Below are 25809 nucleotides of genomic sequence, written 5' to 3'. Positions count from 1 at the left end.
TCCGTAGATTAAGGAGCCAGCTACTGGTTCGCGGATCCCATCGATGTCTACTGGAGGAGCAGCGATGAAGGCGATGATGAAGCAGGTGGTAGCAGCTAGGAGGGTGGGGATCATGAGTACACCAAACCAACCGATGTAAATTCGGTTTTCGGTGCTGGTGATCCATTCGCAGAAGCGATCCCATACGTTGGCGCTTTGGCGCTGTTGTAAGGTTGTGGTCATTTGTTTATGATTGCGGTTATGTATGTATGAATCAGACAGGTTTGTTTACCGTGTATGAAACTACTTTACAATTGTTTACAAATGTTTGGCAAGGGGTATTTTTTTAATAAAACTTATGCTTTATGTAAGTTTTACTTATCATTAGCTCAATTGCAAGAGGAGGATCTTAAGGAAAAAGTTATATAGTCTATCGAATATTGTTTGACACCACCCTAATCCTCCCCTTGTAAGGGGAGGGGACTAATCATGACTTTCCAAACATCCTCTCGCAGTATTTTATACTGAAGAACATGATTACTGGCAGTTCCCCTAGAGGAGAGGTCAATATAGCCCGGAAGCAGCAGAGAAAGCCGCCAGAGAGTGGATGAAAAAAGGTAATTGAAGCAGCAAAGTCAAGCGATCTCGGCTAGTGCTTCTAAATGAAAAGCCAAATTACTCAGGGCCATTTCAATCTCGGAACTGTAAGCAATGCGCCGCCATTTTGGTGTGGTGGCATTGTCCATGGCTGTTGTTTCTAGGTATTGAGCAACAACCATGAGTTTTTCCGGATCTGTTGAGGCTGCTGCCAAATTGTTTAAAAATTCTTGAGGTGTCATGGATCTCCAACCAATGTGTGACAGTATGGCAGTTTTATAGCTGCTATCAGAATAACTATTCCACCTCAATAATTCTGTTCATCATACTCATCTTTGCCAGAACCATAATTTCCTGTCAATTAATAGCTACTGGTGGGTTGACGATATCATTGATCATTAACTGGGATATTGGTAACCCCGTCTGGGAACTCATTTTACCCTTGTTTGATTTTGGCAAACAAAGACTCATATTCCTGAATTGCTGATGGAGGTAAGGAACCCAGAAATTCGCTGTTCTCGAGAACTTGACTATTACTCTGTAATAGGCTTCTAAATGGTTCTTGCAGGTTTGATAGGTCAACATGAGGAGAAATTGGCGAATTACTTCTAGTTATCACAGAAATTTGTTTTGCGATGTCTGGTTGCCAACAAAAATCAATCCACTGTGATAAAAAAGTCTCTTTTTTCACTTTTGTAGGGCATACCCATAAGTCAGCCCAAATTGCTGTTCCTGATTTGGGTATAACTGCGGCAAATTGAGGATAACGTGACAGCACAGGTATTATGTCACTAGACCAACCAACGGCTAGCCAAGTATCTCCAATAATGAGCGGTTCTAGATAGTTCTGGGAACTGTATAATTTTACCTGTTTATTTAACGCTCTGAGTTCATTTTCTAAGTCTGGTATGGTCTGAATATTTTCTGTGTTGTAGGATTTTCCTAGCTTTTTTAAAACCAGACCGATCACTTCTCTAGATTGATTGAGTAAAGAAATCCGCTGCTGTAGTCCATCTCGCCACAAATCGCTCCAATCCTGCGGGGTCCAACCCAAACTTTGCAACTTTTCACGATGATAAATAATTACTGTGCTTCCCCAACGGTAAGGAGCCGCCCACACATTTCCTTGAGGATCTAAGTTACCTTGGTCATCGCGCATTACCAATTGCTGCCACCTTTGATCTAAAGCAGACCAATGTTTTAACTGTTTGACTTCTTCGAGTGGTTGAATGAGTTTCTGTTTAATAGCTGCTTTGAGCCAGTAATCTCCCAATGTTACTAAGTCAGATGCAACTGCTGCTTGCGATCGCGAAGCGCTGCTGCTACCAGATCGCATAAATGGTATAAAGCGATTCCAAAACCCCTGGCTAGTGGGTTTTGAGGTATCCTCCCAAGCTTGCAATTGTTTGAATAAATCTTCTATTTGTTCAACTGGGGCAAAATTCAACTGTACCTGTTGCTGTAAACTTTGGCGAAACTGAGGAACTATCTGACCGGGGATGGAACCTTTTAATAACTGGATATGCAGTTGTGTTTGATTGCTTGTACCACAACCGACCAGGATCTGGGACAGCGCTACCCCACCCGCAGCCAATAAAAAAGAACGTCGATCTATCGATTGTGGATTTGGAATTTTGGATTCTTGATTACACATATATTAAATAAATATATAGAATATACTCCAAGTGCTGATTTAGAGGTATGGTCGGAATAATATTAGTCAGCTTGAGGCATTAAGTAACTTTAAAGTATTTCTCAAAAAAAAAACTGCCCATAAGTTTATTATCCTCAAAATTATGCTTTTAAGAAACATTAAGTTCTATTGAGGATTAAATACTTACTGATTATATGCTGATCCCTTGTGGAAAAAAATTAAATAATTCAAAAGCATAGTTAATATCACCTACAAATTGAATAACATAAGGAAAATATACGGAATAGGATATTAAATGGAGACATTGCAAACGCAAATTATAAATTTGAGTCATAAGCTTGATTCCCTCTACCAGGTGATTGAAGCACTTGATAGTAAAATTGCTCAAGCCTTCTCGGAATGTTCTTTAGCAAACACACAAGCTGGGAAGAATTCTCTAGGGAACAGTGATGTAGTTCGCTCGCAATTAAAAGGAGATATGAACTTACATCCAGAGCTTGAGCACAAGGATGTATTGACAGATGGTATGTCTTTAGACCTGAATCGGCAAGGTGCAGATAAGAACTTAACACCAGAAATTCAAATACAACGACTAACAGCACAGTTAACGGCAGCATACAATCGCATTGCTGCTTTAGAAGAACAATTAATAAAAATTAGAATTCATTGACTTACGGTGTTGCACCACATAACTCTGGATAAGAGCGTGTGGATAGGTATTCCTAACCATTGCGGGAGAACGAGTTTCGCATAATGTCATGATTGTACAATCGACATTTTTTAAGTGAATCAGCAATTAGAGCTATAGCGATCTAGTTGAGCTTCAATGGCAGTTAAAAGTTGATTTTGCTGCCAATTTTCCCTGAGATGAGCAGCAATACAAGCACCTCCAGCACCTATCCCTTCTTTGACAAAGCCCTGCTCATAAGCTTGGAGTTGCGGATAACGAGAGTTAGCAAAATTTAACTGAGTAGCAAGTAGAGGGGGGATGTTTTTACCTAAGCTCAGGGCTAAGTCAACGGTTTTACCAGTTGGATCTTCTGCTACCCAACGGGTTGTACCTACAACTACTTCTGCTGGTTGCCAGGACAAGTCATAAGCATCAGCGATCGCACTTATTAAAGCATAAACTGCCAGCATTTGTGTACCACCTGCCAGAAGAACGCCACAATGGCGACTAGCTGCGATAGTCATTCCAGCTACCACCACCTGCATGGGATCACCCACTGCGGCCACAAGTTGTAAAGGATCTATGAGGTCAGATGGGGGAGATGATTCTTTTTGGGACGGGAGCCTCATCCTTTCCAGTCCGGCTTGTACTACTGCCCACTTTTGTGTATGATTACAAACAGGATGGCTACTGTTGACTTTTTCCCCTGCGTCTATGCCCAAGCCAGTTAAAACTGCTAGAGCGGTTGTAGTACCTCCGACAACACACTCACCTAAAATCACATACCCTTGTTGAACATTAGTAGCCAGGCGTTCTCCCCAGAGTAGCCCTTGCTTGAGCAAATGGCGTACCGTTGTAATTTCCATAGCAGCACCTTTACTTAAACAGTTAGCCGGGTAGCCACCCAGATCAATAGCTGGTACTGCGGGAGGCTGAGGTAAGCCAGCGTTAAACAAATAAATTGGAATATTGAGCGCCTCAACAACAGCACGAGAAATGATTACAGGTGAAGCGCCAGCGGTCAGCGGTGGTAGGGGATAGAGAGGTTTTCGTCCTGGTCCGTAATATAAAAACTCAGCATCAGCACAAGCTGTATACTTTCGAGCTTCTGGAGTACTACCAGCCGCTGAAATACCCGGAATGAGACCAGTGTCAGTAAAACCTAAAACACAGGCAAATAGGGGTAAACCACCCCTATACTTAGTAATCCATTTTTGACCCTGTGGGATTTGGGTATAAATACGAATCAATTACTTAACCTTCATAATCCATAATAACCTGCACCCATTGTGGCGGACGCGGAATCGGATTTCCAATAGCGCCCAATAATAGCCATGCTGCCAGGTGTACCATAAACAGGTAAGTAAAATTATTGAAGACAATCAAAGCCACTGCTCCCACTTGCACCACAAACAAACTAGGGCTAGCTAATAATTGTAGCCTCAAAAATACCCACTCTATCAGTTCTGTTACCTGGTTAATCACATAAACCCACAGATCATCACCCGATAAAACAGACAGCAACCACAACCGAAAAAACACCCCTAATGTACCCAAGAGAGTACCCAAGGTAATAGACACAATCCAGGGAACACGACGATACCATGTTGCCCCTAAAAGCACACCCATAAAGGCAAAGGGCATAACAAATAATAGACTACGAACAGGCCCCATGAGAACTGATAGCAGCAAACCAGAAGTAACAGCAGCCATCCAGGCGGCTCTTTTGCCCCAACGCAGGTAAACTAGAGCGATGGGTACAGGAAAGAATATCCGTAATACCGGGCCCAAAGGAAAGTAGAAATTAATCAACCAAATCAAACTAGCAGCACTGGCTAAAAATGCCGTTTCTACCATTCGTAAAGGCGCGTCAACTTTTAGTCTAGGTCGCCTCAAATGCTCTTGTTCTAATTGTTTGTTAATGGAGTCGGGAAATTCCGGGGATGGGTTTTCATCTGGTAGAGAATTTGAAATACTCATGGTGAAAAAAGTGTGAACGACTTTGACCTCAGTGTTCTGCTATAGTCAATACTGCGTATTTAGACGCTGGTTCCTCAGTCCATGAGCAAAAAATATCATGCGCTGACAATTCTTGTTTATTGGTATGGGAAGGAAACAAGGGATAGATATTCCAGCCTATTTAAAAATCGGATAGGACTCCTATAGGTTAGAATTACAGGACTTACCTAACTGGCATAATACCGCTCTGTTAAACCTACCCAAATTTACCTAAATCCAGAGTTAGCTGGACAAAAGACGACAAAGAACATTTGATGATGATAAATGCTTCTTTTAGACTAGTATATTTTAGTAGGTTTTGTCAAACGGTTACCACCTGGTGAAATGTGGTAATTCTCATGTAAGTAACAATTCTAGCCAAGGTAATTGAAAGTGACTTCCCGCGCAGATGAAATCCAAAAATTAATTGCAGACATTGACAACTTAATTAACAGCCGTGTTCAGCCTGAATTAACGCTTCTACCTGATCAAGGATCGGAAACGAGAGAGGTTTTAGAAAAACTTCGTACCTTCCTTGTCCAGGAAAAAGAACGTGAGACTTTAAATAATCATAACCAAAACCAGTTGAGGGTGGCGGAGGAAAAGTCACGTTTGTCAGAGAAATTTCTTACTCAGGTTGATGGTAATCAGTCTAGCCAAAGGACAGAGCAAAACCAAGCTGACCGGGAACAAGGTAATTTGCTATTAAATCAATTAAAGGGCGAATTATCAACATTAATACAGCCATTACAAGCGGAATTAGCTGCAATGATGCAAGAGCGGAAAATTCTGGCACAAGAAATTAGACAGCTCGAGCAAAGGAAACTGCACAACTACTCTTTAAGCCAGCAGTATGCTCACCAGGAGCAGATGATTTCCGAATTTTTGCAGTTACTTATGAGCCGGATTGTATCTAATTTAATACCAAATATCCTAGAAAGTTACAGTAAAGAGTCCAGTTCAACTGGTACTAAGAATGACAAAAATACATCCGCATTCTCTACGACTCAACCTTTATTACAAACATCAGAACAGACCCAACGGTTAACACACCTGACCAGGGAACTGGATCAACGTCTATTATCCCTTGATGCGACTGTAAATTTCGTCTTTGAGGCGCTACAACGCAATATAAACACCTATCACCAGTCTTTAAATCAAGGGTTGGGGAGAATGCACAGTACAGGTGTGCAGGGCGAGCAGTTGATGACCAACTTTGTGAAAAACTTAACGCAGCAATTGCAGCAACAAGCCGCGATGAATCTGTTATCTGTCCCAGAGTTACAAAAAAATCAATCCGTATCTCCAGCACCATCATTATCAACTCAGGTAAATAATATTGCGCCAGCAGCAGTAGAAGATGATCATTTATCATCTAGTAACCTTGTAGATAGCTTAGAATCACCTGGTGATCAAGTCGATGAACTTTATGCCAGTTTATGGGGTAATGATAATTTAACTATATCTAGGGGTGATGTAGAAGATTTACCACCCTCGAATATTGCAGAAACTATACCTGAATCTCAAAGTAATCCCTTAGAACCAGATGGGAGAGGGACTACTCTTGAATCTCCAATGGAACGAGTGCAAAAGTTATTAGATTCTTGCTTGCAAGAAGCAGATGCAGAATTAGAGTTATGGCAAGAACCGTCTTTTGAGGAAGATACCAACCCAGAACAACCTACTGATTTATCTGGCTTGTGGCCAACAGAAGAGGGATTCACTAGTACTGTTTCGATACAGCCAAGCAGTGCTGATACTAGCCCAGTGAGTAAATTATTGACTAATTTAGATGGTGAAGAAGATGAGTTAGAAGTTTGTTCTGGCTTGGAAACAGCAGAGGTTGAGGATGATAGTCAGCAGTCTTCACTAGTGCTTCATGAGGAGGAACAGGAACATTTAGATCACGATATTTCCACAGCGCCCACAGACAACTTATCCATGGTTACGCCACGCCAGCTATCACCCGGGGAAAACCAGTCTGTTAATCCGGATCAGATGAGTCTGAGTCAAGAGCCGACCCAAGAATTTGATCAGGATTTAGCCGACCTGAGTGAAATGCTAGAGCCAGATTTCAACTTGAGTCTAATTTTCGCAGCTTTGGGAGATAGTATAAACCAGCCGCCAAACAATTTTGCAACTGCAACTGAGGCTGACTCTGATGTGGATGTATTCCAGATTAATCCCATCTCTTCGCCGCAAACGGAGGCTCAGTTAGATTTTAGCCCCACAACACAAACACAAGAGCAAGTCAGTACTGAGCACAGAGCCTCTTTAATTGGCAGTCCTAACTTGGTGAAGAATAAGGATGTGGCGCTAAATATACAGGAGTCGATTTGGTATCTAGGTATTGATCTGGGTACTACTGGAATTTCTGCGGCTTTGTTGAATCTTTCCACTGCTGTGGTTTATCCTATCTGCTGGTCAGCAGACAAGCAACGGGGGGTTAGTTCTTTTCAAGAGTCGTTTCGTTTACCAGCAGAGGTTTATTTACCCACAGGTTCTGTACCTCCAGCGGAAACGCAAAGCCCAGAGGTTCAAAATTTTTTGGCGCAAGCGAATCAAGAGCAGAAGCATAATTTTTATTCAGTACAGTTGAAGCCATATTTGCAGGTAGCTATCCCATATCAGAATGAACAAGAAACATGGGAACCTATATTGCAGTTCAACAAGTTTTCTGCAGGTCCTTTAATTTGGGTTGTGCGATCGCTCTCGAAGTTACTCTTAACCTTAAAATCAGATGGCCATAGTACCACTCAAGGTTTAACCGCTAGTGCTGTTGGTTTAAATCAGGAAACATTCCATGAGATTTTTAATAAAATTGCTGGTGTCATTTGCACCTGTCCATCTAGCTGCTCAGAAACATATCGGTTTAATGTGCGGGAAGCTGTACTCTCTAGTAAATTAGTCTCACATCCACAGCAAGTATTTTTTCTGGAGGAAGCCATTGCTAGTCTACTGGGTAGACTAGATGGCGCTCATGGTGAAACAGTGCTTACTGATTACCAGGGGTTAAATCCAGCCAGACCTGATGATCATGCTATGGTTGGTTACACCTTGGTGATTAATATTGGCGCGACTACAACCGAAATGGCCCTGGTTAATTTACCAGAGAACCTAGAGCAATTAGTACACGGTGATTTCATGCTCCATAGTTTTGCTTATGCTAGCAATGCCATTGAACAAGATATTATCTGTCAGTTACTGCTTCCCCCCACATATCGAAAAACACGCCAGAATTATGAGGAAGACAGTACAACAACCGCTAACAACTTTTGGCAATGGCAACCTACTTTTGCTGGTAAAGTAAGTTTTACTAGCAGTTTGGGACTAACAGAATTAGATTTACCACAAGTGGGGAAACCGGATATTAAGGCTCGGATTCGTCTCCAGCAGAAGTTACAAAGTTCTTTGTTAGGACAGGCGGTACTAGATGCAGCCTTAGCTTTAAAGCTAATTTTACAACAGCAGGATTCTTTTGCTCTGGAATTAGCAGATCAACGGTGGGTATTACGGCGAAGCGACTTAGAAAACCATGTGTTGACTCCCTTTGTGGGACGTTTAAACCAAGAGTTGAAAAAGTTGTTAGCAGTTAGCGGTCTACCTGCGACAGCAATTAATCAGGCTATTTTAACTGGGGGGATGGCTTCTTTAGAAATTGTGAATACGTGGCTACAGCAAGAACTACCTGACGCTAAGATTATTCAAGATTTATATCTGGGTAAAAACGGCACTCCCAATTGTAGTCGGGTAGCCTATGGTTTAGCGATGTTACCTTTGCATCCCCAGGTTTTAGAACAATCCCAAGTATACAGTGACTATTTCCTGTTCACGAAGTTACTGCAATATTGTTCTCATAGAATTTTATCTTTTGACGAAATTCTCCAGTTATTTGAGGGTGATGGTATTAATACGACTATTTGTCAGGAACGCTTATTGGCTTTCTTGGAAGGTGAGTTACCTCCGGGTTTAATACCTGCAACTCCAGATTCTGCCTGGCTAAGTGAAAGTACTGAAAATAATTCTCTCTACCAGTCTATTGCAGCCGAACCACTGTTTAAAAAGCGCGGAAATATCACTTATCGTGTGAATTTGCCACAGTTGCAACTTTTACAACCCTATCTAGATGCTATCAAAGCCAGTAATCAGCAAACAATGGAGGAGCATTACACCGTCAATTTGAGTTTAAAGGTGATATGAACCTGCCCGTACTAGTAAGTAATGGTAGCTCTGAGTGGCCATAAAATCAGAGGATTTTTACCCTTTGACACCAGTACTAGTTTCTGTTGGTACGATGTAGCGCTGTAAAAATGAAAATAATAGCAGTATGGGCGCAACGGATATGATGGAACCAGCAGCTACTAAGCGCCAGTCTAAAGAAAATGTCCCGGCTAATTTGGCGACTCCCAAGGGAAGGGTATATAAGCCTTCATCTTGAATGACTATTAATGGCCAAAGAAAGTCACTCCAAGAGCCGATAAATACGAAAATCGACAGGGTAACTAATGCTGGGCGAATTGCTGGTAACATTATATGCCACCATAAGCCTAGTTCAGAACTACCATCCATGCGGGCAGCTTCTTCTAGTTCCTTGGGAACACCCATAAAGGCTTGTCGCAGTAAAAAAATGCCAAAAGCTGAGGCTAAACTGGGAAAAATGATGCCTAAGTAAGTGTTTCTTAAACCCAGTTGCACTGTCAATATATATAGGGGAATCATGACGATTTGAAAGGGAATCATGATTGTAGAGACGATGGCAAGAAAAATAGAGTTTCGCCCCACAAATGATAGTCTAGCTAGGGGGTAAGCGGCTAGGGAACAAAACAGTAGATTCAAGGCTACTGTGAGCAGTGCTACTAAGGTGCTATTATAGAGGTATTGTGCAAAAGGTAGCGATCGCCAGACAGTCAAGAAGTTATTGATTGTGGGTTGACTGGGTAATAACTGGGGCGGGGACTGTAAAATATTTTCTGTGGGAGACTTTAAGGCTGTGCTGATCAGCCACAGCAGGGGAAACAGAGTTACTAGTGCTATGGCTCCTAATAACCCGTAGATTAAAATCAGTTTTAGTCGTGAGTTGGGGATGTTCAAAATCGTCAATTGATAATTCTTGATGGAGAGCACATTTGTAGGGGACGAAATGGGTTTAACTACAATGGTTTTCACTAATCACAGCTTGTAATGGTTTATCCCAAATGTCCACAGGTAACTGAGGTAAATAGGCAAAATCAAAGATAATACCGATAGTAGACTTACTTACCCATGCTGGGGAACTGAGTAAACGATCATAATAACCCCCACCGTAACCTAAGCGATATCCTTGATAGTCGCAAGCCACACTAGGGACAAGTATCAAATCAACGGATTCAGGGTCTACAATTGGCGCTTGGGGAAGGGGTTCAGTAATCCCATAAGCGCCAATATTAACAGCATCGAGGGGTGTGCAAAAATGCCAGGTGAGGGAGTTACCAACACACCGAGGAAATCCCCAACGATACTGAGAATCGGCAAATAATGGACTAAGGTCAGGTTCTTGACGAACACTGAAATAAGCTAGTATTGTTTTAGCTTGAGTAAATAGAGTAGACTTTTGTAGTTGCCTACAGATGCGATCGCTTTTTTCTCTCCATTCTTCCACAGACATGGACTGGCGTTTTTGAAGTAAAACACGGCGTAACTCAGCTTTATCTAACAAAACTCAAACAACCCACCTCAGCACATTAGTTATACAGCATTTTGCCGATACCACTCAATGGTATTTTGTAGCCCTTGTCTAAAGCTCACCTGAGCAGTAAAGTTAAAAGCCTCCTGAGCGCGCTGAGTATCCAAACAACGCCGGGGTTGACCATTAGGTTTATCCGTTTCCCAAACTATTTCACCATCAAACTCCATCAATTCACAGATGAGAGTAATTAAATCGTAGATAGAGATTTCTGCACCCGTTCCTAGATTAACCGGCTCAGAGTCATTATAAAACTGAGTACCCATCACAATACCCCGCGCCGCATCTTCTGAATAGAGAAACTCACGGGTAGGGCTACCATCACCCCAAACCGGGAGTTGTGTTTCCCCCTTGATTTGGGCTTCATGGACTTTGCGAATTAAAGCCGGAATCACGTGGGAACTACTGGGGTCAAAATTATCTTCAGGTCCATATAAATTTACTGGTAACAAGTAAATCCCATTAAAACCGTACTGCTGGCGGTAAGATTGCAATTGCACTAACAGTGCTTTCTTAGCAATTCCATAGGGGGCGTTAGTTTCTTCTGGGTAGCCATTCCATAGGTCATCTTCTCGGAATGGCACTGGTGTAAATTTAGGATAAGCGCAAATAGTACCCACACAAACAAATTTTTTCACTCCAGCTGCATAAGCACTGTGAATCAGCTGAGTCCCCATGATTAAGTTGTCGTAAAATAACTCCGCGGGTTTTTCGCGGTTCAGACCAATACCACCCACATGAGCGGCTAAATGGATGACAATATCTTGTTGGTCAACTGCACGTTGGCAATTTTCCAGCAGACGTAAATCATGGTCACGCGATCGCGGTATGCTAATCTTAGCCATGTCAGCCCCTGCTTGACATAACTGATTAACCACTTGACGACCAAGGAACCCCGCGCCACCAGTTACGAGAATCCGTTGATTTTTCAGTTCTAAGGCAGTCATAATTTTATACTCTTGCGGATAGATTAGAAGTGGAGAGCGCCCAGTTCTTGACGAATAGTAGCAATATCATCAGCAATATTCGCACCATTACCATTTGGTGAGGTCAAACCCAATGCTTGTAAATCTGCTTCCACCATCAGAGCGACTAGCTCTGTAAAAGTTACCGATGGTTCCCAACCAAGCTTTTGTTTAGCCTTCGTAGGGTCACCAATTAACAAGTCTACTTCTGCGGGACGGAGATAGCGTTGGTCAAACTCGACATAATCTTCCCAGTTCAGGTTCACATAACTAAAAGCCTCCTGCAAAAATTGCCGTACAGAGTAAGTTTCACCAGTCGCAATTACGTAATCATCTGGTTGATCGTGCTGCAACATCAACCACATTGCCCGTACGTAATCCTTGGCGTATCCCCAATCTCGTTTGGAGTCAAGATTACCCATATAAATCTTTTTCTGTTTACCCGCGACAATTTTAGCCACCGCTCTGGTAATTTTGCGAGTCACAAAGGTTTCGCCCCTGCGGGGTGATTCATGGTTAAAAAGTATGCCATTGCAGGCAAATAAATTATAGGACTCGCGGTAATTTACAGTTTGCCAGTGGGCGTAAACTTTAGCACAAGCATAGGGACTGCGGGGGTAAAAGGGAGTGGTTTCCCTTTGGGGTACTGCTTGTACTAAACCAAACATTTCTGAGGAACCAGCTTGATAGAAACGCACCTGAATTCCTGTACGTTGCTGGTAGTCCCGGATGGCTTCTAATAATCGCAGTGTTCCCATTCCTACCGCATCAACAGTATATTCCGGTGAGTCAAAGCTGACTCGGACATGGGATTGAGCGCCCAAGTTATAAATTTCTATCGGTTGGACTTGTTCTATAATCCGGCGTAGGGTTGTACCATCGGTTAAGTCGCCGTAGTGCAGAAACAACCGTACTCCTGGTCTATGTGGATCTTCGTAAATATGATCAATGCGGTCTGTATTAAAGGTAGAAGTCCGGCGAATAATACCATGGACTTCATAACCTTGATCAAGCAGAAACTCACTTAGATATGAACCATCTTGACCAGTAATACCAGTAATTAAAGCCCGTTTGGTTTGGGTCATGCTCTTTTATCCCTATTGAAATGGTTAAACGCGGATTCAGAAAATCCAGTTGTGGCTAGATAATGTCAGGGGGAAACTATTGATGTTAACAATATGTCTAAGGCTTGCTTTGCATAGCTTACGCAAGCGGTAGCTATCGTTGTTGATATGTCAGTCATTTCACAAGTCACCCCGAATTAGTTTAACTCATAAGTAACCTAATTATTTTGTATGCATTATTTATGCTTGGCAAAGAATTAGTATCACTTTAATCAATGGGATATCTTACACCATCTTACCCAGACTAACCTATGGTGTACATACCAGTTATGCAATTACCGGTAAATACTGAAAAACCTCACCCAGAGAAATACGGAAATCTCTCTGTTTCATAAGGATGATTAAGGTTGTGTTACCCAACACATAAGGGAGGTTTTGATGGTTTCCTAGGAGAAACTACCCTAGGAATTTCCCGATACAGTGGGAGTGATTCTATGGCTTACGCAAGCGGTACCTGTCAGTATGCGCCTTTATTTTTAGGTAAAATCACTACATCAATTGTTTTAAATATTATCCATAAATCTAGCCAGAAATTTCTAAATTTGACATAATGCAGGTCTATTTGGACTCTTCGCGGGTAAGGAATGTCATTACGCCCAGAAACTTGCCACAATCCGGTAATTCCGGGGCGGATTGTTAAAATATGATCAATGTGACAACCATATTTAGCAAGCTCGGAGCCTACTAAGGGACGAGGTCCGACAACACTCATGTCTCCCTTGAGAACGTTCCAAAACTGGGGAAATTCGTCTAAGCTGGTAATTCGTAAAAATTGACCAATTTTGGTAATTCGGGGGTCTTTTTTCAGCTTAAAATTGCTCTGGAATTCTTCTCGCAAGTGAGGTGATGTTGCCATGATTTGCATGAGCATTTCGTCTGCATTGCTGACCATCGTCCGAAATTTAATACAATTGAAGGTCTTGTAGTTTTTGCCTACCCGTTTCTGGATATAAAAAATTGGGCCTTCTGAGCTAACAGCAATCAGCAGGGACAAAATTAAATACAGTGGGAAGAACAAAATCAATACCAACAGTGAAAACACTATATCAAACAATCTTTTAGCGAACTCTCCGTTTAAACCCTGTAAAGACAAACCTCTGGGTTTGAGTTTAGGCGTCTTGGTTTTTTGTCCCCGGCTGATAAAAGTACGCATAGACGTACTAGTGCTTTGCTGTTGGGCTTTACCATTCCTGAAGCCTAGATATCGCTTACCGGAGAGGAGTGAGCTCTGGCCAGTCATCATACTCCTTAATAATCCACACCACACATAGTCTTAATCTTACAGCTAAAATGAAAGGTTTTTGGGTATCAAGTGCGAATAAGCACTATAAAACCACAAATTAACTTTGGCTTTTAACTTATAGCTGACGCTACTTAGGCTATCGGGATGTTTTTTCTTGGTGACATTGCTCTATAAATTTGAGATAGCGCTGGGCAAAAACTGGTGATGAAAATTGGGCAGCGTGCGATCGCATATACTCCAGATTGAATGAAGTTTGATAAATTTCAAATTTTTCTACTGCCTCCATTAAAGCTGCTCTTGTTTGTGTGCTGAAAAATATACCCGTCGCTGTATCTGTACAAGCGCGCAAATCGCGCACCGTTTCCAAAGCACCTCCAGCACCGTAAGCAATAACTGGAGTACCACAAGCTTGTGCTTCTACTAAGGCAATGCCAAAATCTTCACAAGCTGCATACACAAATGCCTTAGCTTTAGCCATATATTTTTTTACCACATCATCGGGTTGCCATCCAAGTATTTGGATGTTGGAATTGGCTATTTCGCGAATTTTTGGCATTTCCGGTCCTGTCCCAATAATTACCAATGGGAGTTGTAATTGATTAAAAGCTTTGACGATTAAGGATACCTGCTTGTAACTGACTAACCGGGAAACTGTCAGATAAAAATCTTCTTTTTGGGTCAGCAATGGGAATTTATCAATATTTACCGGTGGATAAATAACCGTTGCTGCTCGCCGATAGCAGCGCCAAATGCGACGAGCTGTATGGTGGGAATTGGCGATAAAGTAATCTACGCGATTGGCACTCAATACATCCCACTGGCGTAAACTATGTAGTAAATATCGAGTTACCCATCCAGGTAAACCCTTTCCCAACTTGCTGTGGTGCAGATAATCAAATGTCAAATCCCAAGCATAGCGCATGGGAGTATGGCAGTAACAGATATGCAACTGATCGGGAGTTGTGAGAACTCCTTTCGCCACGGCGTGGGATGAGGAAAGAATAACATCATAGTGTCGTAAATCTAGTTGTTCAACTGCCAACGGTAAGAAAGGTAAGTACTTTTGCACACCATTTTGAGCATAAGGCCAGCGTTGAAGAAAAGTTGTGCCAATCTGCCGTTTGTATAAATAACTGTGAGGATTGGTTGACTCAAAATCAATCAGGGCATATAAATCAGCATTAATATGTTTGAGAATTTCCTGGACTACTATTTCTGAACCGCCGGTGGCTTTAGGTGTGAGCCACTCATGAACTAAAGCATATTTTAAAGACACGGCTAACTCTCACGGGTAAAAAACAGACAAAAATAGTTGTCAGGTTTAGGTAATGGTTTTTTCTTTATAGGTTCCACAGGGATACGGCCACCTGATAACCTCAAGTTAGGGACTAGGTAATAGCGACTTCAGCCTCTTGACAACAAGTATTTTTTTAAGGTGGGATTTTATGCGAATTTTAATCATGGGTGGTACTAGGTTCATTGGTGTTTATCTAACTCAACTGTTGGTAGAACAAGGGCATGAGGTGGTACTGTTTAATCGTGGGAATCGTCCTTTACCTTCTTTACCGGGAGTAGGACAAATTATAGGCGATCGCACTGACCCCAACCAACTAAAAGAAAAATTATCATCGGAGGAATTCGATGTCATTTTTGATAATAACGGTCGGGAACTTACGGATACTCAACCTTTAGCAGAAATCTATCAAGGACGGGTGCAACACTTTGTATATATGAGTTCTGCGGGGGTATATCTCAAATCTGACCAACTACCCCACATAGAAGGGGATGCAGTAGATCCGAAAAGTCGCCACCGGGGTAAGCATGAAACAGAAGCTTACTTAAGTCAACAAAATTTACCTTTTACTGCGATTCGCCCAACTTATATTTACGGTCCAGGTAACTATAATCCTTTAGAAAGCTGGTTTTTTGAGAGAATTGTACGCGATCGCCCCCTTCCTATTCCTGGTAATGGGCTCCATATTACCCAGCTAGGTCATGTCAAAGATTTAGCTCAGTCCATGTTACAGGTCATCGGTAATCAACAAGCCATAGGACAAATTTATAATATTTCCGGCGATCGCTTTGTGACCTTTGATGGTTTAGCCCGTGCTTGTGCTGTAGCAGCGGGTAAATCACCTGATGCCATTAAAATAGTACATTATGACCCGAAAAAATTCGATTTTGGCAAGCGCAAAGCTTTCCCCATGCGAGTACAGCATTTCTTTGCATCAGTGAATAAAGCTATGAGAGAATTAGCTTGGCAACCTGAATATGATTTAATTTCTGGGTTAGCTGATTCTCTAGAACAGGATTATCTCAAAACTAGACAAGATCAAGCTGAAATTGATTTCTCCCTAGATGAGGAAATTTTACAGGCTGTCTAGATATTTTCTGGGACTATAGCAATCCTATTTCAATTTTCCTGCCTATGGCAAACCCTGCACACAGGCTCTAATCGCCAATTAGTCAGGAAAGAAGCAAGTTTACAAATGATTTAGGAGTGCTATAGTTGACTTAATAGTTAAGATACTTTTTCGCTACCAACACCACGAAGAAACCATAAATGAATTAAGTATGTGAGAATATATGCAAACTGTATTAGTGACGGGTGGGGCGGGTTTTATTGGTGCTAATTTCGTGTTAGAAGCCAGGAGATTAGGATGGGCTAAAGTCATTAATTTAGATAAATTAACCTACGCAAGTAATTTAGGAACTTTAGCAGCAATACAATATGATCCAAACTATCATTTTGTGCGGGGAGATATTAGTAATTGTGAATTAGTTAGTTTTTTATTAGAAAAATATCACCCAGAAGCGATTATTAATTTTGCGGCTGAAAGTCATGTTGACCGTTCTATTTTAAGTCCAGAGTCTTTTATTCAAACTAATGTAGTTGGTACATTTCAGCTATTAGAAACAAGTCGGATATATTGGCAAAAATTGTCACCACTAAGACAGCAAGAGTTTCGCTTTTTACACATATCTACAGATGAGGTTTACGGCTCACTAAGTCCCCAAGAACCAGCTTTTAAAGAAGATACCCCCTATGCGCCTAATAGTCCTTATGCAGCATCGAAAGCAGCATCAGACCATTTTGTGAGGGCTTATTATCATACCTATGGATTACCAACTTTAACCACAAATTGCTCTAATAATTATGGTCCTCGTCAGTTTCCTGAAAAGCTGATTCCTTTGACTATCCTGAATGGGATGGAAGGTCAACCATTACCTATATATGGGGATGGTCAAAATATTCGAGATTGGCTTTATGTTATCGACCATTGTCAAGCCATTAAACTGGTTCTAGAACAGGGAAAAATTGGCCAAACTTATAATGTTGGTGGAATGAACGAACAAACAAACTTACAAGTTGTGGCAAAAATTTGTGCAATTCTAGATGAATTAGCCCCTAAATCTGATTTTTCCCACTCTGATTTAATTACTTTTGTCAAAGACCGTCCGGGACATGACAGGAGATATGCAATTAATTGTCGTAAAATTATTGATGAATTAGGTTGGCAACCTCAAGAGAACTTTGATAGTGGTTTATTGAAAACTGTGAAATGGTATCTGAATAACGGCGATTGGATTAATCAGGTAAGATCAGGAGAATATCAATCCTGGATAAAACAAAACTATGAAAAGAGGACAGCCTAAACTTTAAAATTCGTTCAATTCCCTTAATAACATCTGACTGCTTTTCCAAAGTATGATGCGGTTATCACGATAAACTTTAGCAATAAACGGAGCGGGATACTTCCGAACAAATTCTTGCATTTTCACAATTGCGGTTAAAAAAATTTCTGCCATATCGTCCCCCGATAAGTTCTGGGAAGCAAGTGCAAACATTTTAATTTGTGCGCGTGCAACAGCAATTTTTTCTAAAGAGTTTCTACTAATTCTTCCATCTTTGGTTAGAATAACCCAACCTTGTTTGCCTACCTCTAGAATCCAGTCTACATCTTGAGCGTCTTGAGGAAAGTGGTCATCATGAATTTCGATGCTGATACCTTCCCTCCTCAACCTTTCTACGATAAATCTTTTACCTAGACATCGATTTATGAAAAAGGTAATTGACTCAGGTTCTGTCATGCTGTAATGGGTAGTTCGCAACGAATAGCTTCTTCAATCTTGGAGCGATCGCATTTGTAATCATAAGCTAGATCATCTATTGACTCTCCTGCTTGATAACGTTCTGCTAGTACACTGGTAGAAATTCCTGTCCCCATTATTCAATATATTGGGTTGGCATCCAATAAATTTTATTATATGAAACCAAAATTTATTAATCAAAATCGCGAAAGGGGATCCTCATTGATGCCAATGGTTGCCATATGATTTTTAACCGAAACTTCCTATCTGTAGCGGTTGTAGAGTTTTACCCCTGTTCACTAAAACCCCTAAAACAGATGTATAATAAACAAAAGCTGAAAGAGTAAGCAAGTTTTTTGGCTCCCTGCTCTTTGTCAGTTGTCTGACGCTTTCATTCGATTAGTGTCCCCAGGGAGTGGGAGCAGACTGGTAACCATAAGGTTGATTGAGTAGCGTTTATGGCACTATTTGGGGCTTACGGAAAATTTTACCAAAAAAGTCTTATATCTACCCTTAGATAGATGCAAACTTCTTGAAAATTAATGTGAAAGACATAATTGAGCCTGATCCCAATGGTTACATATTGATAGCAATCATATGATTGAAGTTCTGCCTTCTTGTTTGCATGACCCTACCTTAGTCAACCATGATTGAGATGCTCTTACCCTGTATCTTCTTAAAAGCCGTTTTGATTCCTAGATGGAATCAGATAAATTATCCCAGATATTAAAGTCAAAACTACAGAAACCCAAAAAGCAATCAAACAAGGAGTTTTCCAAGCTGTTGATAAAGGTGCAATTAACAGTGATATAGCAACTATTTGACTGACGGTTTTAAGTTTACCCCACATATTCGCCCCTGTGATTGTAGTTTGATTGACCCGCCAACCAGCGATCGCCAATTCCCGTGCTAAAATCACAAACACGCCCCAAGCGGGAATAGTTTGTAATTCCACTAAGACTAACAAAGGCGCAAGTACGAGTAATTTATCTACTAAAGGGTCGAGAAATTTACCTAAATCAGTAATTTGGTTGAGTTTACGCGCCAAATAGCCATCCAACCAATCAGTTAACGCTGCGACCAAGAATATGGTCAAACATACCCATCTAGCTTGGGGTGTAGGATTATATAAGCCGTAAAGTAAAAATGGTATTCCCAAAAGTCGAGAAAAGGTAATTAAGTTGGGTAAATTCATATAGCATGAAATTAGGTTTTTAGTGTATTTGCATGGCATGATCTGTATTTTGACATGATCCACAGAATACTATGACTGAAAATCAAGATTTTCGCATTGAACGCGATTCCATGGGCGATCGCCAAATTGCAAGTAGCGCTTATTACGGTATTCAAACACTCCGAGCAGTAGAAAACTTCGATATTAGCAGCATTAGAGCCTTATCTACTTATGTAGATGCTTGTTTAATTATCAAAAAAGCTACTGCCATCGTCAACGGAGAATTAGGTTGTATTCCCCCAGATATCAGTCAAGCAATTGTCCAAGCTGCTGATGAAATATTGGACGGGAAGTTACGAGATCAGTTTGTAGTAGATGTTTATCAAGCTGGTGCGGGGACTTCTCACCACATGAATGTCAATGAAGTTTTAGCAAATCGAGCTTTAGAAATTCTTGGGGAAGAAAAGGGCAATTATCAGCGGGTGAGTCCCAATGACCATGTAAACTATGGACAGTCTACCAATGATGTGATTCCTACAGCAATTCGGATTGGGGGACTATTAGCCCTCACCCACACATTACACCCTGCTTTGTTCAAAGCGATCGCCGCCTTAGAAACCAAAGCTGTAGAATTTCAAGATATAGTCAAATCAGGCAGAACCCACTTACAAGATGCTGTCCCTGTGCGTTTGGGTGATAATTTCGGCGCTTGGGCGCAGATATTATCAGACCACCAGAACCGCATTTATATAGCTTCTGGGGATTTAATGGTATTGGGTTTGGGTGGTAGTGCTGCTGGTACTGGAATGAATACTCATCCCCAGTATCGCACCCGTGTGGTAGAAGTGATTGCCCAATTGATGGAATCGCCATTGGAACCAGCACCCCATTTAATGGCCGCAATGCAGAGTATGGCACCTTTTGTGAATGTTTCCGGTGCTTTACGCAATTTAGCCCAGGATTTAGTCAAAATATCCCATGATTTGCGGTTAATGGACTCAGGCCCCAAAACTGGGTTTAAAGAAATTCAATTACCCGCAGTACAACCAGGTTCCTCAATTATGCCGGGTAAATATAACCCAGTTATGGCAGAAATGACATCTATGGTATGTTTTCAGGTAATGGGTTACGATCATGCGATCGCCTTAGCTGCTCAAGCAGGACAATTAGAATTGAATGTAATGATGCCCCTCATCGCCTATAATCTGATTCACAGTATCGAAATTCTCGGTAATACCATCGCCGCTCTCACCCAACGCTGCATTGAGGGAATTACTGCCAACAGGGAACGTTGTTTAACTTATGCTGAAGGTAGTTTAGCATTAGTCACCGCACTAAATAGCCACATTGGTTATTTAAATGCGGCTGCTGTAGCCAAAGAATCTTTAGAAACCGGTAAATCTCTCAGGCAAATTGTTTTAGAAAAAGGCTTAATGAGTGAAGGGGAATTAGCAAAAGTGTTAGATTTGGAACAAATGAGCGCCATTGTGCCTCTAACATAAAATTCAAACACCTTACCTCGCTTTTGATTCACTTCAAGGTCTCCCCTCTCCTTACCAAGAAGAGGGGTGTATAATTGTACCTATATCAATCCTATATTATATTATTTATCCATGCAGACTCAAAAACCATCCGTTAGTTTGATTCGGGCTACTTCCTATGAACAAGAGGCTTTACGGGCATCTTTAGCTACCCTGCTGCAACCTTTGGGGGGGATGTCTGCCTTTGTGAAACCAGGGGATAGAGTGTTACTCAAACCGAATCTTCTCACAGGGTCCCGTCCCCATAAAGAGTGTACAACCCGCAGGGAACTGGTTTATGAAGTTGCCCAGATGGTCATAGACGCTGGTGGTCAGCCCTTTTTAGGGGACAGTCCGGCTTTTGGAAGCGCTAAAGGAGTAGCACAAGCCAATGGCTATCTCCCGCTTTTAGAAGAACTGAATATTCCTATTATTGAGTTTCACGGTAAGCGTTACCAAACTGTCAGTGAAGATTTTAATCATCTGCGGCTATGTAAAGAGGCTATGGAAGCAGATGTAGTCATTAACTTACCCAAAGTCAAATCACATATGCAGTTGACTTTAACTATGGGGGTAAAAAATCTGTTTGGTTGTGTTCCTGGTAAAATGAAAGCTTGGTGGCACATGGAAGCCGGGAAAGATGCTCAACGATTTGGTGAAATGCTAGTAGAGACTGCCAGGGCAATTAATCCCAACCTAACCATTTTAGATGGTATCATTGGTCATGAAGGTAATGGACCTAGTGGGGGAGAACCCCGTGATTTGGGTATTTTAGCAGCAGCATCAGATGTATTTGCTTTAGATCGGTCAATGCTGGAAATTCTCAAGGTATCACCGGAACAAGTACCTACGGTTGCAGCTTCTCAAAGGTTGGGCGTTTGTCCTGAACTTACCGAAATTGATTTTCCCCATTTACATCCAGATTTACTGACAATAACAGATTGGCAACTACCAGATCAGTTAATGCCAATTGATTTTGCCATGCCTCGGGTGATTAAGTCTACGTTTAAACATTTTTATATTAAGTTCCTCAAGGAGCCGATGAGTGTTTATGGTAAAGGTTAGATTCTTAATTCTCGTTGTATGTTTAGGTGAAAACATGAAATTAGCATAGGGGCGATCGCCATCGCTCAACCCGATAAAGTATGTATAAGTGAAATATTGCCACATACTGCTTACCCTAGCAACTCTCAGATTGTGGGTATGAACTACCTCTAGTTGCAGCATAGCCAGACTGACACCCTATTTATAGTTCTGTATTAAAAAGTACCGCTACATTGGCAAGACTTTAAACCCATTGTTCATTTTTTTGGTGAGCAAACTCTACCTAGTTACCAGGGTTTAACATTTACTAACTAAGATAGGGTTTTTGGGGTGATATTCAGAGTAATTAAGATTTATTCAAGTATTTCTCATAATACTTGGGTGATACTATAATTAGGACATGGGGTTAAGTCCGTTGATTGGTAGAGCGTAAAATCCTATCCTCTTGTGGGTAGAGATGTCAGCGGTCGCCAGGTATTCTGGTGTCAGAATAACACCTATCAACAGGGACGAAATTGCTCAAACACCATCCCCAAAATCCGCGATTCCTCAGCAGTGGGAGTCACATAAACTTATGATCTCTATTGTCCTTAATATAGATATACAGTTTTTTGTGAACTTACCAGTATGACACAGATCGTTGTGATTGGGTTGCAAACCGCAGCGCCTTTACTGTATAGCGAACTTCTGCAAGTAGCTTATGCCAAAGTTAACTATTGGTTGAATTCATATATATTACTGGCGATACTTAGCCGCATATCATCTCCGGTGAATAAAACTGAATAAAAAATGTTTGCAAAAAATGTTTGCTCATAGTCACAACTGTCAAACTGCATAAGTTGATCAATATGCATAAGTTTCTGGCATCTGTCCCACCGTCTCACTAGGTCCAATCTTTTGCACACAGCAATACATCAAGGCTAGAGATAGAGCAATGACGAATAATCCGCAAGAACCTGGTGAATACGATGCTGTACTTGGTGGACAACATCCAGCGCCAGAGTTCGCAGCAGTTTTAGGTGGTATGGAAGGGGTGGTATTACGCTTTAGTAATCCTAATCCCCAGGTGAGAATCCTAGGAATTGCACAAGCTTTCAATTATGGCGAACTGGGTTTAGATTTCCTAATTCAGGCTTTAAATGATGAGTCACCAAAGGTACAATATGCAGCTTATTCGTTGTTGCAGTCTCGCACAGAAGCCAAGGCCAAAGAAGCGTTAAGAATATTTGAGGACGGAATAGAGTTATACTCAGTTGTAGGGGCAGACTATACTCACCTGCGCGACTTACTCGCAAAACAGAAGTGGAAAGCAGCTGATGAGGAAACAAAGCGGGTAATGTTAGCTGTTGCGCAAAGGGAAGAGGAAGGCTGGTTAAATATTCAAAGTATTCATGACTTTCCCTGTGGAGACCTTGGTACCATTGACCAGTTGTGGTTAAAGTACAGCGATGGGCTGTTTGGTTTTTCTGTGCAAAAGCAGATTTATGAAAGTTTGGGGGGAACTCAAGAGTGGGACTATGAAGTTTGGAAAGCTTTCGGGGACAGAGTAGGATGGAGGAAGACTAACCATTGCCTGCAATGCACTGAGATTAATTGTGATAGGAGAAATCAAACGGTACAAATGCCTAATTTTTTAGCTCTTTGGTGTTGTGTCGAGTCTTGTTTTGTCGGTGGTCGAGATTTGTTTATTTCTCTGATTTCTAAATTATCCAATTGTAGCATATGAGGGTGACACAGAAATATAAACTTTTATTGTGAATTGGCGGTCATGCCCTGTCTGACCTTACTACCTATGCGGAAAATTAGCAATTGCCATCCGCTCAAGGTTTAGCTATAATATAGCTTGCGATCGCCCTATGGCTGCGCCACGCCAGCTATCGCGCAGATCCCAAGGTAATCGCTCAACAAGAGCCACCATAAACGCTCTAGGAAAGGTCAAAAATCAGAAATTTATTCTCACTTCGCCATATAGGAACTGGGGATAAATAGACTGGGCGTTTATTATCCTGCGGGAGTATGATATTTTTAATACAGCAATAAATAAACCCAGTGTTGAGGAATGATGAATAATCCACAGGAACCGGAAGAACATGATACTGTGCTTAATATTCCAAGTCAAGCGCCGGAGTTACCAGCCCTTTTAAATGCTATTCCCAGCCTGAGATGTCGCTATTCTTATCCTCACCAACAAGGCTTGAATCATAGAGGCGAAAATCTAGCCAATGGTGTTTGACCATTAGCTAACTTTATAAAGCTTTTTGTCGGGTAGTTATTAGGATAGGAATCGAAATAAATAGCTGAACCATAAAAATCGGTGGTGGTTTAGCGACAGGATAGCCCAACTTATAACTGCTCATATCTCCTAGACAAATTTCATACATTAATAATTCATTTGCCATTTATACTAATGAGTAACAATGCTGTGAGCACCGCAAGTCCCCATGAAAAACTAGTCCAGCAGTTAGACTTAATGCTTCGCGCCCGCTATCCACTACTTTATATAGTGGGAGCCGAAGAAGAACCCATAGAAGAAGTCCTACAACAAGTCACGCAACTATCCCAGTCAGAGCGTCAGCTATTATTCTGGGACATAGTTACCGGTTGGAATGACAACGGAAACGATAAAGGATCCGTCATGAGTGCATTAGCCAGAATAGCCAAAGCACCAGAAAACACAACTACTATATTTGTATTGCGTGATATACATTTTATCCTCAAAACCCCGGAGATGGAAAGACATGCTCCCGTGATTCGCGCGCTCAAAAATCTGACTCGACAACTCAACCGCACCCGTCAGACCCTCATCCTCACCAGTCATACATTAACTATTCCTCCAGAATTACAAGAAGAAATCACAGTTATTGATTTTCCTTTACCAAAGATTGCAGAGATTGATTACTTGATTCACCAACTAGTGGTTCCTGAGAAACTCAAGTTAAGCGGACTAGGAAAAGAGCAACTCATCAAAGCCTGTGAAGGATTAAGTCGCGCTAGAATTCGGCGAGTTTTAGCAGCAGCTTTAGCCGCCAAAGGACAAGTAAACGAATCAGATATTGACGGAGTTTTAGAAGCCAAGAAACAAGCAGTTCGCCAAACAGGAATATTAGAATTTTACACAGCCCATGAATCATTAAAGAATGTTGGGGGATTGGAAAATCTTAAACAGTGGGTGCGGATGCGTCAAGATGCGTTTACCGAAGAAGCTCGACGGTATGGAATACCTAACCCCAAAGGAATTTTACTTGTAGGAATACAAGGAACTGGTAAATCATTATCAGCCAAAACCATTGCCCATGAATGGCGTTTACCTCTCTTACGCTTAGATGTGGGTAGACTATTTGGGGGAATAGTGGGAGAAAGTGAGAATCGCATTCGCAAAATGATTCAATTAGCAGAAGCGATTTCTCCGTGTGTATTATGGATGGATGAAATAGATAAAGCATTTGGTAATATCAATAGTGGTGCTGATGGTGATTCTGGCACCTCTCGCCGGGTATTTGGGACATTAATTACTTGGATGCAAGAAAAAACAAGTCCAGTCTTTATGGTAGCTACCGCCAATAATGTGCAAATTCTCCCGGCTGAGTTATTAAGGAAAGGGCGCTTTGATGAAATATTCTTTTTAAATTTGCCCACAGAACAAGAACGTCATGATATTTTCAAAGTCCACCTGCAAAAAATTCGTCCCTCCCAACTGCGAGACTTTGATTTACCCAAACTTGCTGAACATACAGAAAACTTTAGCGGTGCTGAAATTCAGCAAGTGATTATTGATGGAATGCATCGAGCTTTTGGTAATCTGGTAAATGGTAATCGGCGTGATTTTAACACAGATGATATTTTAGCCGCTATATCAGAAACCGTACCTTTAGCAGCCATAGCCAAAGAACAAATCGCTAGTTTAAAACGCTGGGCTGCGGAAGCAGGAGCCAGAACAGCTTCTATAGATACCCAATTAGTTGAGGAGTTAAAAAACTATTCTCAGCAACAAGGTTTAACTCCCCTAGAAGTAGATTAGAAGAAAGGG

23 protein-coding genes and 1 pseudogene are annotated in these 25809 nt (G+C 41.4%); 10 read left to right on the top strand and 14 right to left on the bottom strand.

Annotation, left to right across the window (positions count from 1 at the left end; all coding sequences use genetic code 11):
* The 3 genes and pseudogenes from PN447_RS18455 to PN447_RS18445 all read right to left on the bottom strand — a co-directional run.
* Positions 1 to 222, bottom strand: a pseudogene (locus PN447_RS18455) (photosystem II q(b) protein); the annotation flags it as partial.
* 392 nt (positions 223 to 614) lie between these two features.
* Positions 615 to 818, bottom strand: coding sequence for a hypothetical protein (locus tag PN447_RS18450; protein WP_271764466.1), 204 nt, complete (start codon positions 816 to 818; stop codon positions 615 to 617).
* Positions 819 to 1012: 194 nt separating this feature from the next.
* Positions 1013 to 2230 carry an extracellular solute-binding protein gene (locus PN447_RS18445; RefSeq protein ID WP_271764465.1) on the bottom strand — a complete coding sequence of 406 codons (1218 nt, stop codon included), beginning with the start codon at positions 2228 to 2230 and terminating at the stop codon, positions 1013 to 1015.
* Between the two features lie 295 nt (positions 2231 to 2525).
* Between PN447_RS18445 and PN447_RS18440 the strand changes: the two genes are divergently transcribed.
* Complete coding sequence (locus tag PN447_RS18440) at positions 2526 to 2900, top strand: hypothetical protein (RefSeq protein WP_271764464.1); 375 nt, start codon at positions 2526 to 2528, stop codon at positions 2898 to 2900.
* Positions 2901 to 3019: 119 nt separating this feature from the next.
* Here PN447_RS18440 and cobT read toward each other — a convergent pair whose 3' ends face one another.
* Both cobT and PN447_RS18430 read right to left on the bottom strand, forming a co-directional pair.
* Positions 3020 to 4150: a nicotinate mononucleotide-dependent phosphoribosyltransferase CobT gene (gene cobT / locus PN447_RS18435; protein WP_271764463.1), complete on the bottom strand. Its 1131-nt coding sequence runs from the start codon at positions 4148 to 4150 to the stop codon at positions 3020 to 3022.
* Between the two features lie 4 nt (positions 4151 to 4154).
* On the bottom strand, positions 4155 to 4880 hold the full coding sequence (locus PN447_RS18430; RefSeq protein WP_271764462.1) for a DUF2232 domain-containing protein: 726 nt from the start codon (positions 4878 to 4880) through the stop codon (positions 4155 to 4157).
* Positions 4881 to 5291: 411 nt separating this feature from the next.
* Between PN447_RS18430 and PN447_RS18425 the strand changes: the two genes are divergently transcribed.
* On the top strand, positions 5292 to 9098 hold the full coding sequence (locus PN447_RS18425) for a hypothetical protein (RefSeq protein ID WP_271764461.1): 3807 nt from the start codon (positions 5292 to 5294) through the stop codon (positions 9096 to 9098).
* A gap of 57 nt (positions 9099 to 9155) precedes the next feature.
* Here PN447_RS18425 and PN447_RS18420 read toward each other — a convergent pair whose 3' ends face one another.
* From PN447_RS18420 to PN447_RS18395, 6 genes are all read right to left on the bottom strand, one after another.
* Complete coding sequence (locus tag PN447_RS18420; protein ID WP_442867116.1) at positions 9156 to 9989, bottom strand: carbohydrate ABC transporter permease; 834 nt, start codon at positions 9987 to 9989, stop codon at positions 9156 to 9158.
* Between the two features lie 55 nt (positions 9990 to 10044).
* A complete protein-coding gene (locus PN447_RS18415; protein ID WP_271764460.1) occupies positions 10045 to 10593 on the bottom strand; it encodes a 5-formyltetrahydrofolate cyclo-ligase in 549 nt (182 codons plus the stop codon).
* 29 nt (positions 10594 to 10622) lie between these two features.
* Entirely contained in the window at positions 10623 to 11567 is a 945-nt protein-coding gene (locus PN447_RS18410; protein ID WP_271764459.1) for a GDP-L-fucose synthase family protein, read from the bottom strand.
* A 23-nt stretch (positions 11568 to 11590) separates the two neighbouring features.
* Positions 11591 to 12670 carry a GDP-mannose 4,6-dehydratase gene (gmd, locus tag PN447_RS18405; RefSeq protein ID WP_271764458.1) on the bottom strand — a complete coding sequence of 360 codons (1080 nt, stop codon included), beginning with the start codon at positions 12668 to 12670 and terminating at the stop codon, positions 11591 to 11593.
* Between the two features lie 496 nt (positions 12671 to 13166).
* Positions 13167 to 13949: a sugar transferase gene (locus tag PN447_RS18400; RefSeq protein ID WP_271764467.1), complete on the bottom strand. Its 783-nt coding sequence runs from the start codon at positions 13947 to 13949 to the stop codon at positions 13167 to 13169.
* Between the two features lie 139 nt (positions 13950 to 14088).
* Entirely contained in the window at positions 14089 to 15228 is a 1140-nt protein-coding gene (locus tag PN447_RS18395; protein ID WP_271764457.1) for a glycosyltransferase, read from the bottom strand.
* A 169-nt stretch (positions 15229 to 15397) separates the two neighbouring features.
* Between PN447_RS18395 and PN447_RS18390 the strand changes: the two genes are divergently transcribed.
* Positions 15398 to 16336 carry an NAD-dependent epimerase/dehydratase family protein gene (locus PN447_RS18390; RefSeq protein ID WP_271764456.1) on the top strand — a complete coding sequence of 313 codons (939 nt, stop codon included), beginning with the start codon at positions 15398 to 15400 and terminating at the stop codon, positions 16334 to 16336.
* 202 nt (positions 16337 to 16538) lie between these two features.
* Positions 16539 to 17609: a dTDP-glucose 4,6-dehydratase gene (gene rfbB, locus PN447_RS18385; protein ID WP_271764455.1), complete on the top strand. Its 1071-nt coding sequence runs from the start codon at positions 16539 to 16541 to the stop codon at positions 17607 to 17609.
* A 3-nt stretch (positions 17610 to 17612) separates the two neighbouring features.
* Here rfbB and PN447_RS18380 read toward each other — a convergent pair whose 3' ends face one another.
* The 3 genes from PN447_RS18380 to pgsA form a co-directional block, all read right to left on the bottom strand.
* Entirely contained in the window at positions 17613 to 18044 is a 432-nt protein-coding gene (locus PN447_RS18380) for a hypothetical protein (protein ID WP_271764454.1), read from the bottom strand.
* Positions 18041 to 18181 (bottom strand): DUF433 domain-containing protein, encoded by a 141-nt coding sequence (locus tag PN447_RS18375; RefSeq protein WP_271764453.1) that lies wholly within the window; start codon positions 18179 to 18181, stop codon positions 18041 to 18043. Before PN447_RS18375 ends, PN447_RS18380 begins: the two co-directional genes overlap by 4 nt.
* 539 nt (positions 18182 to 18720) lie before the next feature.
* Positions 18721 to 19239 (bottom strand): CDP-diacylglycerol--glycerol-3-phosphate 3-phosphatidyltransferase, encoded by a 519-nt coding sequence (gene pgsA / locus PN447_RS18370; RefSeq protein WP_271764452.1) that lies wholly within the window; start codon positions 19237 to 19239, stop codon positions 18721 to 18723.
* A 71-nt stretch (positions 19240 to 19310) separates the two neighbouring features.
* On the opposite strand from pgsA, the gene PN447_RS18365 reads away from it, so the two are divergent.
* From PN447_RS18365 to PN447_RS18340, 6 genes are all read left to right on the top strand, one after another.
* Positions 19311 to 20720: an aspartate ammonia-lyase gene (locus PN447_RS18365; RefSeq protein WP_271764450.1), complete on the top strand. Its 1410-nt coding sequence runs from the start codon at positions 19311 to 19313 to the stop codon at positions 20718 to 20720.
* A gap of 111 nt (positions 20721 to 20831) precedes the next feature.
* Complete coding sequence (locus PN447_RS18360; protein ID WP_271764449.1) at positions 20832 to 21803, top strand: DUF362 domain-containing protein; 972 nt, start codon at positions 20832 to 20834, stop codon at positions 21801 to 21803.
* 606 nt (positions 21804 to 22409) lie between these two features.
* Entirely contained in the window at positions 22410 to 22568 is a 159-nt protein-coding gene (locus PN447_RS18355) for a hypothetical protein (RefSeq protein WP_271764448.1), read from the top strand.
* 148 nt (positions 22569 to 22716) lie between these two features.
* Positions 22717 to 23508 (top strand): GUN4 domain-containing protein, encoded by a 792-nt coding sequence (locus tag PN447_RS18350; RefSeq protein WP_271764447.1) that lies wholly within the window; start codon positions 22717 to 22719, stop codon positions 23506 to 23508.
* A gap of 333 nt (positions 23509 to 23841) precedes the next feature.
* Positions 23842 to 24015, top strand: coding sequence for a hypothetical protein (locus PN447_RS18345; protein WP_271764446.1), 174 nt, complete (start codon positions 23842 to 23844; stop codon positions 24013 to 24015).
* Between the two features lie 237 nt (positions 24016 to 24252).
* Positions 24253 to 25800 carry an AAA family ATPase gene (locus tag PN447_RS18340; protein WP_442867115.1) on the top strand — a complete coding sequence of 516 codons (1548 nt, stop codon included), beginning with the start codon at positions 24253 to 24255 and terminating at the stop codon, positions 25798 to 25800.
* The last annotated feature ends 9 nt before the right edge of the window (positions 25801 to 25809 follow it).

The sequence above is a fragment of the Anabaena sp. CS-542/02 genome (genome assembly GCF_028331085.1).
GTDB classification, from domain to species: Bacteria; Cyanobacteriota; Cyanobacteriia; order Cyanobacteriales; family Nostocaceae; genus Anabaenopsis; species Anabaenopsis arnoldii.
The sequence above is the reverse complement of the archived record's forward strand: the minus strand, read 5'-3'. Positions and strand labels throughout refer to the sequence as shown.

Coding starts and splice junctions, on each gene's coding strand:
- PN447_RS18380 (WP_271764454.1), bottom strand. CDS start 18,044: ATGACAGAACCTGAGTCAATTACCTTTTTCATAAATCGATGTCTAGGT.
- PN447_RS18410 (WP_271764459.1), bottom strand. CDS start 11,567: ATGACTGCCTTAGAACTGAAAAATCAACGGATTCTCGTAACTGGTGGC.
- PN447_RS18365 (WP_271764450.1), top strand. CDS start 19,311: ATGACTGAAAATCAAGATTTTCGCATTGAACGCGATTCCATGGGCGAT.
- PN447_RS18360 (WP_271764449.1), top strand. CDS start 20,832: ATGCAGACTCAAAAACCATCCGTTAGTTTGATTCGGGCTACTTCCTAT.
- PN447_RS18340 (WP_442867115.1), top strand. CDS start 24,253: ATGCTTCGCGCCCGCTATCCACTACTTTATATAGTGGGAGCCGAAGAA.
- PN447_RS18355 (WP_271764448.1), top strand. CDS start 22,410: ATGACACAGATCGTTGTGATTGGGTTGCAAACCGCAGCGCCTTTACTG.
- PN447_RS18440 (WP_271764464.1), top strand. CDS start 2,526: ATGGAGACATTGCAAACGCAAATTATAAATTTGAGTCATAAGCTTGAT.
- PN447_RS18390 (WP_271764456.1), top strand. CDS start 15,398: ATGCGAATTTTAATCATGGGTGGTACTAGGTTCATTGGTGTTTATCTA.
- PN447_RS18400 (WP_271764467.1), bottom strand. CDS start 13,949: ATGACTGGCCAGAGCTCACTCCTCTCCGGTAAGCGATATCTAGGCTTC.
- PN447_RS18450 (WP_271764466.1), bottom strand. CDS start 818: ATGACACCTCAAGAATTTTTAAACAATTTGGCAGCAGCCTCAACAGAT.
- PN447_RS18345 (WP_271764446.1), top strand. CDS start 23,842: ATGATGAATAATCCACAGGAACCGGAAGAACATGATACTGTGCTTAAT.
- rfbB (WP_271764455.1), top strand. CDS start 16,539: ATGCAAACTGTATTAGTGACGGGTGGGGCGGGTTTTATTGGTGCTAAT.
- PN447_RS18430 (WP_271764462.1), bottom strand. CDS start 4,880: ATGAGTATTTCAAATTCTCTACCAGATGAAAACCCATCCCCGGAATTT.
- PN447_RS18445 (WP_271764465.1), bottom strand. CDS start 2,230: ATGTGTAATCAAGAATCCAAAATTCCAAATCCACAATCGATAGATCGA.
- pgsA (WP_271764452.1), bottom strand. CDS start 19,239: ATGAATTTACCCAACTTAATTACCTTTTCTCGACTTTTGGGAATACCA.
- PN447_RS18350 (WP_271764447.1), top strand. CDS start 22,717: ATGACGAATAATCCGCAAGAACCTGGTGAATACGATGCTGTACTTGGT.
- PN447_RS18375 (WP_271764453.1), bottom strand. CDS start 18,181: ATGGGGACAGGAATTTCTACCAGTGTACTAGCAGAACGTTATCAAGCA.
- gmd (WP_271764458.1), bottom strand. CDS start 12,670: ATGACCCAAACCAAACGGGCTTTAATTACTGGTATTACTGGTCAAGAT.